The organism is Rhizobium sp. 01L410 (assembly GCF_056400165.1).
In genome coordinates this window covers 118,273-133,495 of the sequence record NZ_JBFTST010000006.1, presented here as the reverse complement: position 1 = coordinate 133,495, position 15,223 = coordinate 118,273, and the positions used below count along the sequence as shown (strand labels likewise).

Annotated in this window: 20 protein-coding genes; 15 read left to right on the top strand and 5 right to left on the bottom strand. The window is 59.5% G+C overall.

Annotated features, from left to right (window positions below; translation table 11 throughout):
* Positions 1-2: 2 nt before the first annotated feature.
* From groL to AC1DV9_RS14950, 3 genes are all read left to right on the top strand, one after another.
* Positions 3-1,643, top strand: a complete 1,641-nt coding sequence (groL, locus tag AC1DV9_RS14960) for a chaperonin GroEL (protein ID WP_112390583.1) — start codon at positions 3-5, stop codon at positions 1,641-1,643.
* A gap of 248 nt (positions 1,644-1,891) precedes the next feature.
* Positions 1,892-2,170 carry a hypothetical protein gene (locus tag AC1DV9_RS14955; RefSeq protein ID WP_477939285.1) on the top strand — a complete coding sequence of 93 codons (279 nt, stop codon included), beginning with the start codon at positions 1,892-1,894 and terminating at the stop codon, positions 2,168-2,170.
* A 129-nt stretch (positions 2,171-2,299) separates the two neighbouring features.
* Positions 2,300-2,746: a hypothetical protein gene (locus tag AC1DV9_RS14950; RefSeq protein WP_112390584.1), complete on the top strand. Its 447-nt coding sequence runs from the start codon at positions 2,300-2,302 to the stop codon at positions 2,744-2,746.
* A gap of 57 nt (positions 2,747-2,803) precedes the next feature.
* Here AC1DV9_RS14950 and AC1DV9_RS14945 read toward each other — a convergent pair whose 3' ends face one another.
* Positions 2,804-3,514 (bottom strand): glutathione binding-like protein, encoded by a 711-nt coding sequence (locus AC1DV9_RS14945; RefSeq protein ID WP_442207944.1) that lies wholly within the window; start codon positions 3,512-3,514, stop codon positions 2,804-2,806.
* Between the two features lie 197 nt (positions 3,515-3,711).
* On the opposite strand from AC1DV9_RS14945, the gene AC1DV9_RS14940 reads away from it, so the two are divergent.
* A complete protein-coding gene (locus AC1DV9_RS14940) occupies positions 3,712-4,158 on the top strand; it encodes a DoxX family protein (protein WP_112390586.1) in 447 nt (148 codons plus the stop codon).
* A 79-nt stretch (positions 4,159-4,237) separates the two neighbouring features.
* Here the strand turns inward: AC1DV9_RS14940 and hisG are convergent, their stop codons facing one another.
* The 3 genes from hisG to hisS all read right to left on the bottom strand — a co-directional run bounded on the left by hisG (position 4,238) and on the right by hisS (position 7,866).
* Positions 4,238-4,933 (bottom strand): ATP phosphoribosyltransferase, encoded by a 696-nt coding sequence (gene hisG / locus AC1DV9_RS14935; RefSeq protein WP_112390587.1) that lies wholly within the window; start codon positions 4,931-4,933, stop codon positions 4,238-4,240.
* Positions 4,930-6,051 (bottom strand): ATP phosphoribosyltransferase regulatory subunit, encoded by a 1,122-nt coding sequence (locus tag AC1DV9_RS14930; RefSeq protein ID WP_477948755.1) that lies wholly within the window; start codon positions 6,049-6,051, stop codon positions 4,930-4,932. The genes hisG and AC1DV9_RS14930 overlap by 4 nt, the downstream gene beginning before the upstream one ends.
* Positions 6,052-6,261: 210 nt before the next feature.
* Positions 6,262-7,866, bottom strand: coding sequence for a histidine--tRNA ligase (gene hisS / locus AC1DV9_RS14925; RefSeq protein WP_477948753.1), 1,605 nt, complete (start codon positions 7,864-7,866; stop codon positions 6,262-6,264).
* A 123-nt stretch (positions 7,867-7,989) separates the two neighbouring features.
* Between hisS and relB the strand changes: the two genes are divergently transcribed.
* The 10 genes from relB to AC1DV9_RS14875 all read left to right on the top strand — a co-directional run bounded on the left by relB (position 7,990) and on the right by AC1DV9_RS14875 (position 13,226).
* Positions 7,990-8,217, top strand: coding sequence for a type II toxin-antitoxin system RelB family antitoxin (gene relB, locus AC1DV9_RS14920; RefSeq protein ID WP_477948751.1), 228 nt, complete (start codon positions 7,990-7,992; stop codon positions 8,215-8,217).
* On the top strand, positions 8,201-8,470 hold the full coding sequence (locus AC1DV9_RS14915; protein ID WP_477948749.1) for a type II toxin-antitoxin system RelE family toxin: 270 nt from the start codon (positions 8,201-8,203) through the stop codon (positions 8,468-8,470). Before relB ends, AC1DV9_RS14915 begins: the two co-directional genes overlap by 17 nt.
* Positions 8,471-8,476: 6 nt before the next feature.
* The gene (locus AC1DV9_RS14910) at positions 8,477-9,238 is read left to right on the top strand and encodes a hypothetical protein (RefSeq protein WP_477948747.1); all 762 of its coding nucleotides are present in this window, start codon (positions 8,477-8,479) and stop codon (positions 9,236-9,238) included.
* 33 nt (positions 9,239-9,271) lie between these two features.
* Positions 9,272-9,568, top strand: a complete 297-nt coding sequence (locus tag AC1DV9_RS14905) for a BrnT family toxin (RefSeq protein WP_477949069.1) — start codon at positions 9,272-9,274, stop codon at positions 9,566-9,568.
* Positions 9,549-9,860 carry a BrnA antitoxin family protein gene (locus AC1DV9_RS14900; RefSeq protein WP_477948745.1) on the top strand — a complete coding sequence of 104 codons (312 nt, stop codon included), beginning with the start codon at positions 9,549-9,551 and terminating at the stop codon, positions 9,858-9,860. Before AC1DV9_RS14905 ends, AC1DV9_RS14900 begins: the two co-directional genes overlap by 20 nt.
* 220 nt (positions 9,861-10,080) lie before the next feature.
* On the top strand, positions 10,081-10,272 hold the full coding sequence (locus tag AC1DV9_RS14895; protein ID WP_477948743.1) for a hypothetical protein: 192 nt from the start codon (positions 10,081-10,083) through the stop codon (positions 10,270-10,272).
* A 69-nt stretch (positions 10,273-10,341) separates the two neighbouring features.
* Positions 10,342-10,698: a CopM family metallochaperone gene (gene copM, locus AC1DV9_RS14890; RefSeq protein WP_477948741.1), complete on the top strand. Its 357-nt coding sequence runs from the start codon at positions 10,342-10,344 to the stop codon at positions 10,696-10,698.
* Positions 10,699-10,882: 184 nt separating this feature from the next.
* Entirely contained in the window at positions 10,883-12,187 is a 1,305-nt protein-coding gene (locus AC1DV9_RS14885) for a TadE/TadG family type IV pilus assembly protein (protein ID WP_477948739.1), read from the top strand.
* On the top strand, positions 12,184-12,702 hold the full coding sequence (locus tag AC1DV9_RS14880; RefSeq protein WP_477948737.1) for a TadE/TadG family type IV pilus assembly protein: 519 nt from the start codon (positions 12,184-12,186) through the stop codon (positions 12,700-12,702). Before AC1DV9_RS14885 ends, AC1DV9_RS14880 begins: the two co-directional genes overlap by 4 nt.
* Positions 12,702-13,226, top strand: a complete 525-nt coding sequence (locus tag AC1DV9_RS14875) for a TadE/TadG family type IV pilus assembly protein (RefSeq protein ID WP_477948735.1) — start codon at positions 12,702-12,704, stop codon at positions 13,224-13,226. Before AC1DV9_RS14880 ends, AC1DV9_RS14875 begins: the two co-directional genes overlap by 1 nt.
* A gap of 1 nt (position 13,227) precedes the next feature.
* On the opposite strand, the gene AC1DV9_RS14870 is transcribed toward AC1DV9_RS14875, so the two are convergent.
* Positions 13,228-14,277 (bottom strand): aldo/keto reductase, encoded by a 1,050-nt coding sequence (locus tag AC1DV9_RS14870; RefSeq protein ID WP_477948733.1) that lies wholly within the window; start codon positions 14,275-14,277, stop codon positions 13,228-13,230.
* Positions 14,278-14,517: 240 nt separating this feature from the next.
* Here AC1DV9_RS14870 and AC1DV9_RS14865 point away from each other — a divergent pair, with 240 nt between their 5' ends.
* Positions 14,518-15,222 carry an HAD family hydrolase gene (locus tag AC1DV9_RS14865; RefSeq protein ID WP_477948731.1) on the top strand — a complete coding sequence of 235 codons (705 nt, stop codon included), beginning with the start codon at positions 14,518-14,520 and terminating at the stop codon, positions 15,220-15,222.
* Position 15,223: the final 1 nt, after the last annotated feature.

Here is a 15,223-nt window from a genome sequence, read left to right as displayed (position 1 = left end):
AAATGGCAGCTAAAGAAGTAAAGTTCGGCCGCTCTGCGCGCGAAAAGATGCTGCGCGGCGTCGATATCCTCGCTGACGCAGTGCAGGTCACCCTCGGTCCGAAGGGCCGTAACGTCGTTATCGACAAGTCCTTCGGCGCTCCGCGCATCACCAAGGACGGTGTTTCGGTCGCCAAGGAAATCGAACTCGAAGACAAGTTCGAGAACATGGGCGCCCAGATGGTCCGCGAAGTTGCTTCGAAGACCAACGACATCGCCGGCGACGGCACCACGACGGCAACCGTTCTGGCCCGTGCCATCGTTCGCGAAGGCGCAAAGGCTGTTGCAGCCGGCATGAACCCGATGGACCTGAAGCGCGGTATCGACCTCGCTGTTGCAGAAGTCGTCAAGGACCTGCAGGCGAAGGCCAAGAAGATCTCCACCTCGGCTGAAGTTGCCCAGGTCGGCACGATCTCCGCAAACGGCGACAAGCAGGTTGGCGAAGACATCGCTGAAGCCATGCAGAAGGTCGGCAACGAAGGTGTTATCACCGTCGAAGAAGCCAAGACCGCTGAAACCGAACTCGAAGTCGTCGAAGGCATGCAGTTCGACCGCGGCTACCTCAGCCCGTACTTCGTGACCAACCCGGAAAAGATGATCGCCGACCTCGACGACGCTTACATTCTCCTCCACGAGAAGAAGCTCTCGAACCTGCAGGCGATGCTCCCGGTTCTCGAAGCCGTTGTTCAGACCGGCAAGCCGCTCCTCATCATCGCTGAAGACGTCGAAGGCGAAGCTCTTGCTACGCTCGTCGTCAACAAGCTGCGTGGCGGCCTGAAGATCGCTGCCGTCAAGGCTCCTGGCTTCGGCGACCGCCGCAAGGCCATGCTGGAAGACATCGCCATCCTCACGGGCGGCACTGTCATCTCCGAAGATCTCGGCATCAAGCTCGAATCCGTAACGCTCGACATGCTCGGCCGTTCGAAGAAGGTTTCGATCTCCAAGGAAAACACCACGATCGTCGACGGCGCAGGCGCCAAATCCGACATCGAAGGCCGCGTTGCACAGATCAAGGCTCAGATCGAAGAAACCTCTTCCGATTATGACCGCGAAAAGCTGCAGGAACGCCTTGCCAAGCTCGCTGGCGGCGTTGCCGTCATCCGCGTTGGTGGCTCCACGGAAATCGAAGTCAAGGAAAAGAAGGACCGCATCGACGACGCTCTGAACGCGACGCGCGCTGCTGTTCAGGAAGGTATCGTCCCCGGCGGCGGTATCGCTCTGCTCCGTTCCTCGACGAAGATCACTGCCAAGGGCGTGAACGACGACCAGGAAGCTGGCGTCAACATCGTCCGCAAGGCTCTTCAGTCGCTGGTTCGCCAGATCGCTGAGAACGCTGGTGATGAAGCTTCGATCGTTGTCGGCAAGGTCCTCGACAAGAACGAAGACAACTACGGCTACAACGCCCAGACGTCTGAATATGGCGACATGATCGCCATGGGCATCGTCGACCCGGTCAAGGTTGTCCGTACGGCTCTGCAGAACGCAGCTTCGGTTGCTTCGCTGCTGATCACCACGGAAGCCATGATTGCCGAGCTGCCGAAGAAGGACGCTCCTGGTGGCATGCCTGGCGGCATGGGCGGCATGGGCGGTATGGACATGATGTAAGACCTTCGGGTCTGACATCTGAGCCAACCGGTTCAGTTACGGAAGGGCGGTCTTCGGGCCGCCCTTTTCATTTGGCGGATAGCGATTCGGCCTTACCAATTTTTAGAGTCTCAACGACGGAACTGATAAAACGTTTAAGCGTCTATTCCGCACCAAAATCAGACTCTGAAGCTTTCGCGAGCCTTACCAAGCTGTGTTTTTTATCAGCAGCTGATATTTCTTAATGAAATTGGTTTCACTGCGATAATGTGAAAATTTTGCAAAGCGTAACCGTTTACATCTCGCGAAACGGGCAACTTTTTACTTTGATTTCTGCTACCTTTTATAGAAGCATGCAATATATCGCATCCTTCGCGTTGCGGATTACCCCCGAAAAAGCATTTGCCGCCTCTCAAAAACTGCCTATAAATCCGCGCTGCGAATTGCAGTGCATGACGATATTTTTCCGCCCGCCAGCGGAAGACCGTATTTTGCAAATGACACCGGCTGCAGAGCATTCCGCGCCAGAATTTTTGAGAAGAGCATGAAAGGGTTCCGCACCGGCGGCGCCGCAATTCTGCTCACGGCCGGACATGATGACCGGTGCGCATGAAGATGTTTTCGTCACACCGCACGAGTGCGCTGCATTGAACTGCGCCCGACACGGGGAACCCCATTTGTTCAAGATCGCCAAAGCCAATGTTGCCGCCCCGCTCACGCCTGGCTCCTTTGATCTGACCCATCACAATCAGGAAATGCTGGCGCAGTTTTCCGTCTCCGAGGCCTGGAACGGTGACTTTTCGAGCGGCATCATCCGGCTCGGCGAATGGAGCTCGATGCTTCACGGTCTGGCCGGCCAGGAATGCGGGCTGCTGAGCCTTATGCGCTGTTATGACGTCAAGGACCGTGCCCATATCCTGGCGCTGTTCGAACAAGCAGCAACGCTCTCCTCGTCCTTCTGTTTCTCGACGACCATCGTCATGCCGAACGGCTTCCGCCAGCCGCTGTTCTGCATGGGCGAGTCCGCCGGACTTGAGGAGAAATACGCCGGCAGCATGGTCGGCGTCTTCATCTTCCCGCGCTTCAAGCTTGAAAACACCAGTCAGGCCGCCAGCCGCCAGTAAAGCGGCAAAGCCCTATGAAAAAGGCCGGTCTCGCGACCGGCCTTTTTGTTTGCGCTACTACTCCGGTTTCACCGGAACGTTGAGCCCCTTGGCGCTGGCCGGGCGGGCAATGCAGCGCTCCAGCCAAGCCCGAACGGCCGGGAACTTCTCATATTCCAGAACCTCGCCACCGCCATAGAACAGATCGGCGCCACGGATCCATGGGAACGTCGTGATATCGGCGATCGTGTATTCATCGCCCATGATCCACTGGCGGCCTTGCAAACGGCCTTCCAGGATGCCCAGCAGGCGCTTGGCCTCGTCGCGATAGCGCTCCATCGGATAGGAATTGTTGGCGACCTTATCGGCGGCAAACTTGTAGAAATGGCCGAACTGGCCAAGCATCGGGCCAAGGCCCGACATCTGGAAGAACACCCACTGAATGGTCTCGTAGCGGCCAGCCGCATCGGCGGGGATCAGCTTGCCGGTCTTCTCGGCGAGATAAAGCAGGATGGCGCCGGATTCGAAGATACCGATCGGCTTCCCGTCAGGACCGTTCGGATCGATGATCGCGGGGATACGGCCGTTCGGATTGAGGGACACGAATTCCGGCGACTTCTGATCGTTGTTGGCGAAGCCGACGTAATGCGGCTCGTAGGGCAAGCCGAGCTCTTCCAGCGCCACCGAAATCTTCACGCCGTTCGGCGTCTGCAGCGAATAAAGCTGGATGACATCAGGATTTTTTGCTGGCCAGCGCTTGGTGATCGGGAAACTTGAAAGGTCTGCCATTGAAATCTCCATGGGGTTTGGACCCTGACCATAGACAGGCAGGCGGCGCCAAGACAAGCGGCGGGAGACGGATCATCGTTTCAAAATACTGAACGAACCGTCCCCTTTCGTTTATCTTTCCAGCTGCGACAAAATGCGCGACAAGTAGGTCAACGAGATCAGCCGATCTCACAGTCATTCAAACGGAGATTACTTCCATGTCGAATACGACCAACATCATCGTTCTCGTCGCCCGCATTCTTCTGTCCTTCATGTTCATCCTTGCCGGCTTCGGCAAGCTCACCGACCCGGCTGGTACCGCCGGCATGATCGCAGGCGCTGGCCTTCCCGCCTCCACCGCCCTCACCTATCTCGCAGGCCTCTTCGAGCTCGTGACCGGCCTTGCCGTTCTCGTCGGCTTCCAGGTTCGCATCGTCGGCTGGCTGCTGGCTGCCTTTTGTATCTTCACGGCCGTCGTCTTCCACCTGCCTGCCGTCAACGTTCCTGATTTCCCGGCTGGCGCAAACGGCTGGATCAACGCTCTGAACCAGATCATGGTCATGAAGAACTTCACGCTGGCCGGCGCCTACATCCTGCTCGCCACCGTCGGCGCTGGCGCTTACTCGATCGATGCACGCCGCGGCGCATATCCGGTCGCTGCCTAAGCGAAATCGGCCTCCCAAGCATAAAGAAACCCGCCGTCGCGAGACGGCGGGTTTTTTCATTTCCGAAATCCGGAAGAAATCAGAGTGCGCCGCGTACCGCCGCGACGATCTTTGCCACCGACGGCTCGGCCGCATGGCTTTCCTTGCGGGCGCGAACGAGGCAGGCCTCGGAGCGCAGGATGACGCCGTCATTGAGGACGCGCAGGTGGTTTGCCCTGAGCGTCGAGCCGGTCGAGGTGATATCGACGATGACATCCGCCGAACCGGAGGCCGGTGCGCCCTCGGTCGCCCCCAGGCTCTCGACGATGCGATAAAGCTGGATGCCGTGCTGGCTGGAGAAGAACTGCTGCGTCAGCCGCCAGTACTTGGTGGCGATCGTCAGACGGCGGCCATGGCGGGCGCGGAACTCAGCCGCGACATCGCCGAGATCGGCCATGGTATCGACATCAAGCCAGATCTCCGGGACGGCCACGACCACATCGGCATGACCGAAGCCGAGCCGGGCGCAGAATTCGACGCGCTTGTCGGTTTCGGCCAGACCCTCGCGCACCAGATCTTCTCCGGTGACGCCGAAATCGATCGAGCCGTTGCCAAGCTCGCGGGAGATTTCAGACGCCGACAGGAAGGCGACCTCGACATCATCCCAGCCTTCGACGCGGCCACGATAGGAACGGTCGTTGCCGACGGCGGTGATTTTCATGCCGGCGCGCTCGAAGATCGCCGAGGCATCGTCCTTCATTCGGCCCTTGGAGGGCAGTGCAATGGTCACGGTCATGCCGCCGCCCTTTCCGTTTCGATGCGATCGAGCCAGAGCGAGAAGCCAACGGCGGGGATGCGCTCCCGGGCGCCGAGGAAGTTCAGCAGCTTGTCGAAGCGCCCGCCACCGGCAAGCACTGCCGACGAGCCTTCAACGCTCACCTCGAAGACGAGACCGGTGTAATAATCCAGCGGGCGACCGAAGGCGGCGCGGTAATCCATCGACGAGAGATCGAGGCCAGCATTCGAAAGCGCGGCCAGACGGCTGTCGAAATGCGACAGCGCCGTGCCGATGTTCAGCCCAGCGGCATTGGCAAAGCCTGCAAGCGCCGACGAGGCATCGGCCAGCGGCACGTTCAGCGACAGGAATTCTTCTAGCACCCGGAAGGCATCGTCATCGAGCCGGGTTTCCGACAGCACCAGCTTCTCCCTGAGGCGGCGGGCGATATCGGCAGGCGAGCGGCTGGCATTGGTCGAATAGCCGGTCGCTTCCATCGTCTGATCGATATGGGCAATCAGCGCCTTGTCGTCGCCGGCTGCAACGAGCCTGGCGATATCGTCATCGAGGCCGGTGACGAATTGCGGGCTGACGAGGCTGGCCAGCAACGCCTCGATCTGCGTCATGTTGCCGAAAGCATGGATCAGCCGCTTCTGCCAGCCGAGCGGCAGGCCGAGCGCCTGAACCACCGCCTCGAAGACGGCCTGGTCGCCCAGAACGGTCGAGACCGTCTTTCCCGGGATCAGCCGCTGCAGGATGGTGATGGCATCGCCGATGGCGCGCGCATCGGCACTCGCCGTATCGGTCTCCCCGAGATCCTCGATCCCCGCCTGATAGAACTCGTTGCTGCCATCACGCCGCTGACGGAAGACCTCACCGAGATAGGAATAGCGCTTCGGCGTGCCAGTCGCCGTCTCGATATGGCGGAGGCAGACGGGAATGGTGAATTCCGGGCGCAGGCAGAGGCTGGCGCCGGTCTCGCTTTCCGTCATGAAGATACGGCGGCGGAGGTCCTCGCCGGCGATATCGAGGAAGGGTTCGGCCGGCTGGATGACGGGCGTATCGATCCGTTCGGTCTTGCGGGCGGCGAACTCGGCGAGGAGATCGGTTGAGAAGGCCGGGAGGTTTGTCAGGGGCATGGCGTCGAAGTCTCCGGGGGATACCCCCCTCTGCCCTGCCGGGCATCTCCCCCACAAGGGGGGAGATCGAAGGATGCGAGTGCGCTCGTCCCTCGTATGCGCCTAGCCAAAGGAGATGAAAAATCGGGACTAGTGAACGGGAGCCTAGCCGATCTCCCCCCTTGTGGGGGAGATGCCCGGCAGGGCAGAGGGGGGTGGGTCGCCGCCATCTCAGCCCGCCCGCTTCCGATCTTCCGCCTGCGCCGCCAGGATTTCCTTCACCTTGGCGACGAGATCGGCTTCCGGCACGGTTTCCTGCGCCACGCGCGCTTCGCGCCAGCTGGCATTGTCCTCGATCTCGCCGGACAGGCGCTTGCCCTCGATCAGATCCTTGATCTGCACCACGCCGGTGGCGCGCTCGTCGCCGCCCTGGATGATGGCGACGGGGCAGCCGCGGCGATCGGCGTATTTCAGCTGGTTGCCGAACTTCTTCCAGTTGCCCTGATACATCTCGGCGCGGATACCGGCGGCGCGCAGCTCTTGGGTAATCCGCTGGTAGCGGCCCATGGCATCGACATCGCCGTCCATGACGGTGACGAGAACCGGTTCGATGACCTCGCTCTGGCCAAGCTTGCCGAGGTTCTTCAACGCCGTCATCAGGCGCGACACGCCAATCGAGAAGCCGGTTGCCGGAACCGGCTGACCCATGAAGCGCGAGACGAGGCCATCATAACGGCCGCCGCCGCCGACAGAACCGAAGACGACCTTTTCGCCCTTCTCGTTGGTCACGTCGAAGAGTAGCTCGGCTTCGTAGACCGGGCCAGTGTAATATTCGAGGCCGCGGACGACGGAAACATCTATAATAATTCTTCTGGTGCCATAACCAGCCGCTCGCACCAAGTCACTGATCTGCTTTAGCTCTTTGAAGCCTTCGTGAGCGGGGTGGTCTTCGCCATAAAGCCTAACGTAGTTGTCGAGGATCAATGGGCTCGATGAAAAAATTGATACCTCATTTTCGTTTACGTCAACTTTGTCATCGGAACTAGCGGCGTCGTGAACGGCTTGCGCAATGAGAGTTGGCTCTGCAAAACCAAGGTAAAATAACTCAAGTGAATTGATCTGACTATCATCCAGCCCAGCGCCCTTGGTAAAGTCACCGGATTCATCCTTACGCCCCGCCCCGAGCAGAAGCCTCACGCCCTCAGGTCCGAACTTGTCGAGCTTGTCGATAGCGCGCAGAACATTCAGCCGCTGACCCGCCTTGTCATCGCCGCCGAGGCCGATCGCCTCCATGACGCCATCGAGAACCTTGCGGTTGTTGACGCGGATCACGTACCGACCCTTTAGGCCCAGCGCCTCCATCGTATCGGCCATCATCATGCACATTTCGGCATCGGCCTGGACGCCCGGCGCGCCGACCGTATCGGCATCGAACTGCATGAACTGGCGGAAACGGCCCGGGCCTGGCTTCTCGTTGCGGAAGACGTAGCCGGCGCGATAGGTCCGGTAGGGCAGCTGGATATCGTTGAAATTCTCGGCGACATGGCGGGCGAGTGGTGCCGTCAGGTCGTAGCGCAGGCTCATCCACTGCTCGTCGTCGTCCTGAAGCGAGAAAACGCCTTCATTCGGACGGTCGGCATCCGGCAGGAACTTGCCGAGCGCATCGGTATATTCGAACAGCGGCGTTTCGACAGGATCGAAACCATAATGCTCATAGACTTCGCGGATCTTCGCGGTCATTTCGTTGACGGCGCGGATATCGGCAGCCGAGCGGTCAACGAAGCCGCGCGGCAGGCGGGCCTTGAGCTTTTGCGGTTTCTTCTTGGTGTCGTTCATTTCAGGGGATTTCCACAGTGTGACAGTGGCGGTTTCCTAGCGGATTGGGCGGGGAGCGGCAAGGGCGAAGGGTGGCGAAGCCTATGGCGAACTGTTATATATTGGCCGATTGAGGATCGTTCGATGAACAAGCGCGTCACCATTGAAATGCCGGATGAAATTCATCGGCTGATCGCCGAGCACGCCGCCAAGGTCGGCGCGGCGACGGATGCCTATGTTCTCGAAGTGATCGAACAGCATCTCGAAGACCTTCAAGACATCGCTGCAGCGGATGCGGCGATGGAGCGTATCGAACGCGGTGAAGAGGAAATCGTCAGTGCTGAGGAGTTCTGGCGTGGCATGGACGATTGAATATCTGCGCGCCACGCAGAAGAGCCTCAAAAAATTCAGCAAACAAGACCGGGACCGTATCCGCGCGTTTCTTGACGTGAGGCTTGCTGCACTCGACGACCCGCGCCAGCTGGGCGCGGCCCTTCAGGGCGACAAGCTCCGGCAATATTGGCGCTATCGCGTCGGCGACTTTCGCATTATCTGCGATATCCAGGACAACCGGCTCGTCATCCTGGTGATCGAGGTCGGTCATCGCCGCGAAATTTACCGTTAGGCCTTCATGATACTCGAAGCCCTTTTCTACCTCGCAACGCTGCCGGCGACGGCGAAGCCGCACCGCAAGTTCATCCGCTATTCCGTCAACCTTTGGTCCCGCGCGAGGCGCTGCAGCAGGCAATGGGCGGAGCACGAGGAAAAGAGCCGGGCGGCGATGCTGGCGGCAGCATCCGGCCTCCGCCAGAAGCGCACGGCAGTCGTGCTCGGCTCCGGCCTGCTGCGCGATGTGCCGATCGAGGCACTAGCGAAGACCTTCGATACCGTGGTGCTTGTCGATCTGGTTCACCTTGCCTCCGTCCGTTTCTGGCTGAAGGCGAAACGCTACCGGAATGTCCGCCTGATCGAGCGCGATCTTTCGGGCTATGAGGAGTTGCTGACGGCGGGCCATGCCGAGCCGCTCGGCTTTCTGCGCGGCGTACCCTACCTGGACTTCGTGGTTTCGGCGAACCTGCTGTCGCAGATCGGCCGCGGCGTGAAGCGGCGCTTCGAGGCGGAGCAAGACGGCGCCATGCCAGAGGATACGGTCCAGCGGCTGATCGCGGCGCATATCGATGGATTGAAAGCGCTTCCCTGCGCGACCTGCCTGGTGACCGATATGTCCTATGCGGTGAATGACCGGACCGGAAAGACGCATGAGACGGCCGATCTGCTGCAGGGCGTTCAGCCGCCAGCGGAGACCAAGGCATCCTGGGCCTGGCCGGTGGCCCCGCTCGGCGAGGAGAGCAGCGACTACCAGATCGTTCATCAGGTGATTGCCGTCTATTGAGATGCAGATTATTCTGGCTGCAATCCAGGATTTATTGTATCACTTTTAATATCGGATATCATTGCGGTTAAGATCGTTTGGGATGAGCCGAAGCGGCTTGCAAATCTCGACAAGCACGGATTGGATTTTGCCGATCTCGATCTGGGATTTTTCCTGTCCGCCGTTCTTCAACCCGCTCGCGGCCGTCGCATGATGGCGATCGGGCGGTTTGCGGACGGAACCATCGTGGTGATCTTCGCGAGACTGGGTATCGAAGCACTATCAGTGATTTCGATGCGCCCGGCCAAAGCAACGGAAAGGCGGCTACTCAATGACAACCAAGAAAATTGAATTGCAGTCCGAGTTCAAGGAAGGGCGCGGGTATAGCAAGGCCGATTGGGACGCCGTCAGCGACAATCCCGAATGGACCGAGGAAGACTTCAAGAATGCGCGGCCTTTCGCGGAAGTGTTTCCCGAACTTGCCGAGAGCATTCGCCGGGCGCGTGGCCGGCCGGTGATGGAGAAGCCGAAGCGGCAGATTTCGCTGCGGCTCGATCCCGATGTCATCGATGCCTTCAAGGCCACCGGCAAGGGTTGGCAGGGGCGGATCAATGACGTGTTGCGCAAGGCCGCAAAGCTCTGAGCCGCCTCTTGGCGAAGCAGGCGCCCTCGCCTATCTTCAACTCATGCGTCTCGTTTCGATCATAGCGATGATACTCGGCTGGCTGACCTTCAGCGCGTCCGCCTGGGCGGGCTGTCCTATGTGCGCAGCGATGAGCCAGCCATCGGCATCAGAGATGCAGCATGGCATGCATGGTATGGCCGATATGCCTGACTTGGTGGCGGAGCACAGTGGTCACGAGATGTCTAAGGACCCGTGCGCGTCGGGCAATCCAAGCCATATGTCGATTTGCTCCTACTGCGTGGTGACGCCTGCCGCCGTGATGATCAGTGATGGCGGAAAGCATGTCTTTGCCTATCCCGTACCAGCGGCCGCAAAGGCGCTTGCCGATCTGCGTCCCGCCCCGCAGGCGCCCCCTCCTCGTTTCATCTGACAATCTCGCGATACGGCCGCACGAACATGATCGTGCAATCCCTTTTGTCAGACAGAGGAAGGACCTCGCATGTCTATGAAAATCATCGCTCTTCTCTCCACTCTCGCCTTTGCCGCCCCGGCATTTGCCGAAGACATGCAGATGGACATGAGCAAGCCGATGGGCGACCACGGCGCCTCCAGCCATGCCTTTGCCGAGGCTAATGCCAAGATGCACAAGGACATGATGATCGAGATGACCGGCAATGCCGATGTCGATTTCGTCCGTGGCATGATCCCGCATCATCAGGGAGCAATCGACATGGCGAAGATCGAGCTGCAATACGGCAAGGATCCGGAGATTCGCAAACTGGCCGAAGCCGTCATCAAGGCTCAGGAAGCTGAAATTGCCGAGATGAACGCATGGTTGAGTAAAAACGCCAAGTAATCAATCATGAAGCGAGGCGCCAGTTCTAAAACTGGCGCCTTGGTTATATAGATATCGCGCTTAGCGATACTTCTGCAATCAAGATGCTATTATTGCGTTTTATTTAGAACGACTTAGTAATGTTTTGATTACGAAATTCTAATTTATGTAAAATACAAATCGTCTCATCAAGTTAGGGAAATCGATGAGACATCTTCTTTCGAAAGCGCGCAGGCTCGCCCGCGAGACCAACGGCAATGTCGCCATGGTCTTCGCCCTGCTGCTCGTTCCGCTGATTGCCATGGGCGGTGCCGGCATCGATCTGGCGCGCTATGAAGCGATCCGCGTCGAGATGCAGGATGGCCTCGATCGCGGCGTGCTGGCGGCGGCCTCGCTTTCCCAGAAGGAGAAGCCCGAGGATACGCTGCGCAGCTTCATGAAGAACCTCGACTATGCGCAGGACATCGCCCTCAGCTTCACCGAAACAAAGGGGCTGAATTCCCGCAAGATCAATGCCAGCGCCGCCTATGTGATGAACACCACCTTCATCCACCTTGTCGGCGTCCGTCAGCTGAGTGTAGCCGCAGTTTCGACGGCAGAGGAAGCCAAGCAGAATATCGAGATGTCGCTGATGCTCGACATGTCGGGCTCGATGAACGGCAACCGCATCAAGAACCTGAAGAAGGCGGCCCAGCAGTTCATCGATCAGGTGCTGACCGACGAGACCAAGGATTATACGACGATCACCATCGTGCCCTATGCGGGCCACGTGAATATCGGGGCTGCTGTTTTCGACAAGCTCGGCGCCAAGCGCGACCACTCGAACTCTTCCTGTGTCGAGCTCAGCACCACCGGTTTCGGCGGCGGCGTGCCGAGCTTCAAGGATGCGGCGCAGGTTCCGCATTTCACCCAGTGGAACTACGGCCGTACCGATCTGAAGCCCTGGTGGTGTCCGGTGGAATCGACGGCGATCACCTATTTCTCCAACGATGCGACCTATCTGAAGAACCGCATCACACAGCTCGAACTGCATGATGGCACGGGTACGCAGAATGCCATGCAGTGGGGCTACATGCTGCTCAATCCGGGCGCCAAGACCATCGTCAATGCAGCCATCGACGCCAAGATGATGGATGCGAAATTCGCCAACCGGCCGGCGGCCTTCGGCGATCCGGATACGATGAAGGTCATCGTGCTGATGACGGATGGTGCCATCACCGAGCAGTACCGCCCGAAAGATTATAGCCGCCCGGTCTCGCAGGCGCCTGACAACAAGCAGATCATCAACTCCACGGATACAGCGAAGATGCTGTCCTCGGTCTGTACCGCAGCCAAGACCAACGGCATTACCGTCTTTACCATCGGCTTCGAAGTGAGCGGCAATGCGACGACACAGATGACCAACTGTGCCACCAGCCCCGGCCACTATTACCCCGCCTCCGGCTCCGGCATCGGCGATGCCTTCAAGTCGATCTCGACCTCGATCAAGAAGCTGAGGCTGACACAGTGACCTCTCTTGTCAATCGTCTCAGACGTGACCGCGGCGGCGCCGCCGGGATCGAATTCGCCATCCTGGCGCCGATCGTCTTCTCGCTCGTCTTCTCTACTTTCGAAGCGGGATGGATCATGACGCAGTCGATCATGCTCGACCGCGCCGTCAGCCGCGGTTCGCGTGCGCTGCAGGTGGCGGGTTCGAACTTCACCTATGATGATTTCAAGAAAAAAGTCTGCGACGAGGCGATCATTCTGACCAATTGCCTCAAGTCGATCCGCATCGAATTCACGCCGATCAGCAAATCGACCGACTTTCCGACAACCGAAACCTCCTGCGTTGACCGGAGCGTCAATATCGACCCTGTCACCACCTATACCGGCGGGCAGCGCTCGCAAATCGTTTTCGCGCGTGCCTGCTATGTGGTCGATCCGATCGTGCCGGGGCTTGGCTACGGCCTAGCGATGCCGAAGGACAATACTGGCGGCGTGCGGCTCACCTCGCGCTTCGCCTTCGTGAACGAGCCGGGCTGATGATCACGCTTCTCAAAGACTTGCTGAAAAACCACTCCGGCGCCTCGGCGATCGAATTTTCCTTCGTCGCGCCGGTGATGATCTTCTTCTTCATCGGCAGTGTCGCCGTCTTCGACATGTTCCGGACCTATCAGAACATCGTCGAAGCCAATGGCGTGGTGGCGGATGTCATTTCACGCCAGACTTCGATCGACGCCACCTTCGTTTCCAACATCTACGGTGTCTTCACCAACCTGCAGCAGAACAGCACAGCGCCTAGCGCACTCAGGATCTCCAGCATCAAGAAGACCGCCGGCGTCTACAAGCTGGACTGGAAGAAGGAGAGCGGCACCGTCAGCCTGTTGAAGGCGCAGGTACTCGACAGCTCGACTTTGCCGCAAATCACCGACGGCGACTCGATCATCTATGTCGAGGGGGCCACGACCTACACGATGCTCTCCAACATTCTCGGCTTCGGACAGATGACCTTCGCCGAGCGCGCCTTCACGCGACCGCGCTTCATCAGCGCGGTCGCATTCAACTAACTTAAGCCTTTGGCTCAAACGGTTCCGGGCGGCGGCCGGCGCCCTGGCGGGCAACCATCCAGCCGGGATACTCAGGCGCCAGAGCACTGACGTCGTCGAGCTTTTTCAGGTCGTCGGCATCGAGCTTGAGGCCCGTCGCTGCAAGGTTCTGATCGAGCTGCTCGATCCGCTTGGCACCGATGATGACCGTCGTAACGAAGGGCTTGGCGAGCACATAGGCGAGCGCCACAGTGGCGACGCTGACGCCGTGCTTTTCAGCGACTTCTCGCATGACGGCGACGCAGGCCCAGGCACGGTCCTTGTCGACAGGCGGGAAGTCGAAGGTGGCGCGGCGGCCCTCACCGTTGCCGGGGGCGCCCGGACCGTACTTGCCGGAGAGCAGACCGCCCGCGAGCGGCGACCAGACCATCAGGCCGAGCTTCTCTTCATTCATCAGCGGCACGATCTCGCGCTCGAGGTCGCGACCGGCGATCGAGTAGTAAGCCTGGATCGTCTCGAAGCGGGCGAAGCCGCGGCGTTCGGAAATGCCCAGCGCCTTGGCGATCCGCCATGCCTGCCAGTTGGAGACGCCGACATAGCGCACCTTGCCCTGGGCGACGAGATCGTCGAAAGCCCGCAGGGTTTCGTCGATCGGGGTGACGGTGTCGGTGGCGTGGATCTGGTAGAGGTCAATGTGATCCGTCTGCAGCCGCTTCAGGCTGGCATCGACCGAATCCATGATGTGGCCGCGAGAGGCGCCGCGGTCGTTCGGCTTGCTGCCCATCACGCCATAGACCTTGGTGGCGATGACGACGTCCTTGCGGGGGACATTGAGGTTCTTCAACGCCTGGCCGAGGAGCCTTTCGGATTCGCCGAAGGAATAGACGTCGGCAGTGTCGATGAAATTGACGCCTGCGGCCAGCGAGCGCTCGACGATCTTGTCGGCGGCGGCCTGATCGACATCAGCGATGGCACCCCACGGGCTGCCTTCATTGGCTTCACCGAAGGTCATCGTTCCCAGGCAGATTTCGGAAACGAAAAGGCCGGTATTTCCAAGCTGATTGTATTTCATGAGGAAATTTCCTTGTGACTGCCACAGGCGGGGGTGCCCGTGGACTGCTGAACGCAATCTTTTGATTATTGGCCTGCATGGCAGGCACAGCCGGGGCTGGCTGCTGATGAGGCACTTTTTACGTAAGCACGCCCGGCAGCATTTCAACAGCATGCGGCATCCCGTCCGTCAAAAAACAAAGGCCTTGTCTCCAAAGGCCACGCCGATAGATTCAGGGCGAGGGAATTGCAGGAGCACCCGATGAGCAAGCACGCGCTGACGACGATCGGCTTCGATGCTGACGATACGCTCTGGCAGAACGAGCAATATTACCGGCTGACGGAAGCGCACTTCACCGAGCTGCTTGCCGATTTTGCTGCGGGACCGAAGATTTCGGAACGGCTGCTGGAAGCCGAGAAGCGCAACCTCGCCCATTACGGCTTCGGCATCAAAGGCTTCACGCTGTCGATGATCGAGACGGCGATCGAGATGACGGACGGCAGCGTCCCGGCTGGTGTCATCGCACAGATCCTCGATATCGGACGCGATCTTCTCTCCCACCCGGTCGAAACCATGCCGCACGTGCAGGACACGCTGGAGGCGTTGGCCGGAAACTACCTGCTAGTGCTGATCACCAAGGGCGACCTGTTCGACCAGGAGCGCAAGCTGGCGCAATCCGGCCTCGGCGATTTCTTCGATGCCGTCGAGATCGTCTCGGACAAGACGGCGGTCACCTACCGGCGGATTTTCTCGAAGGTGGGAGATGGGCCGGAGCGGGCAATGATGGTCGGCAACTCGCTGAAATCAGACATCGTCCCGGCCATCGCCGCCGGCAGCTACGGCGTGTTCGTGCCGCATGAGCTGACCTGGGTGCTGGAGCATGTGGAGGAGCCGTCGGACGCGCCGCGCTTCCGCAAGATCGCCAATCTTGGCGAGTTGCGCGGGCTGCTCGATCAGTTGGGCTGAC

What these genes read in the sequence shown, in the direction of transcription:
- groL (WP_112390583.1), top strand. Translation starts at nt 3, where the DNA reads ATGGCAGCTAAAGAAGTAAAGTTCGGCCGCTCTGCGCGCGAAAAGATG.
- AC1DV9_RS14945 (WP_442207944.1), bottom strand. Translation starts at nt 3,514, where the DNA reads ATGGCAGACCTTTCAAGTTTCCCGATCACCAAGCGCTGGCCAGCAAAA.
- AC1DV9_RS14940 (WP_112390586.1), top strand. Translation starts at nt 3,712, where the DNA reads ATGTCGAATACGACCAACATCATCGTTCTCGTCGCCCGCATTCTTCTG.
- hisG (WP_112390587.1), bottom strand. Translation starts at nt 4,933, where the DNA reads ATGACCGTGACCATTGCACTGCCCTCCAAGGGCCGAATGAAGGACGAT.
- AC1DV9_RS14930 (WP_477948755.1), bottom strand. Translation starts at nt 6,051, where the DNA reads ATGCCCCTGACAAACCTCCCGGCCTTCTCAACCGATCTCCTCGCCGAG.
- hisS (WP_477948753.1), bottom strand. Translation starts at nt 7,866, where the DNA reads ATGAACGACACCAAGAAGAAACCGCAAAAGCTCAAGGCCCGCCTGCCG.
- relB (WP_477948751.1), top strand. Translation starts at nt 7,990, where the DNA reads ATGAACAAGCGCGTCACCATTGAAATGCCGGATGAAATTCATCGGCTG.
- AC1DV9_RS14910 (WP_477948747.1), top strand. Translation starts at nt 8,477, where the DNA reads ATGATACTCGAAGCCCTTTTCTACCTCGCAACGCTGCCGGCGACGGCG.
- AC1DV9_RS14900 (WP_477948745.1), top strand. Translation starts at nt 9,549, where the DNA reads ATGACAACCAAGAAAATTGAATTGCAGTCCGAGTTCAAGGAAGGGCGC.
- AC1DV9_RS14895 (WP_477948743.1), top strand. Translation starts at nt 10,081, where the DNA reads ATGTCTAAGGACCCGTGCGCGTCGGGCAATCCAAGCCATATGTCGATT.
- copM (WP_477948741.1), top strand. Translation starts at nt 10,342, where the DNA reads ATGTCTATGAAAATCATCGCTCTTCTCTCCACTCTCGCCTTTGCCGCC.
- AC1DV9_RS14885 (WP_477948739.1), top strand. Translation starts at nt 10,883, where the DNA reads ATGAGACATCTTCTTTCGAAAGCGCGCAGGCTCGCCCGCGAGACCAAC.
- AC1DV9_RS14875 (WP_477948735.1), top strand. Translation starts at nt 12,702, where the DNA reads ATGATCACGCTTCTCAAAGACTTGCTGAAAAACCACTCCGGCGCCTCG.
- AC1DV9_RS14870 (WP_477948733.1), bottom strand. Translation starts at nt 14,277, where the DNA reads ATGAAATACAATCAGCTTGGAAATACCGGCCTTTTCGTTTCCGAAATC.
- AC1DV9_RS14865 (WP_477948731.1), top strand. Translation starts at nt 14,518, where the DNA reads ATGAGCAAGCACGCGCTGACGACGATCGGCTTCGATGCTGACGATACG.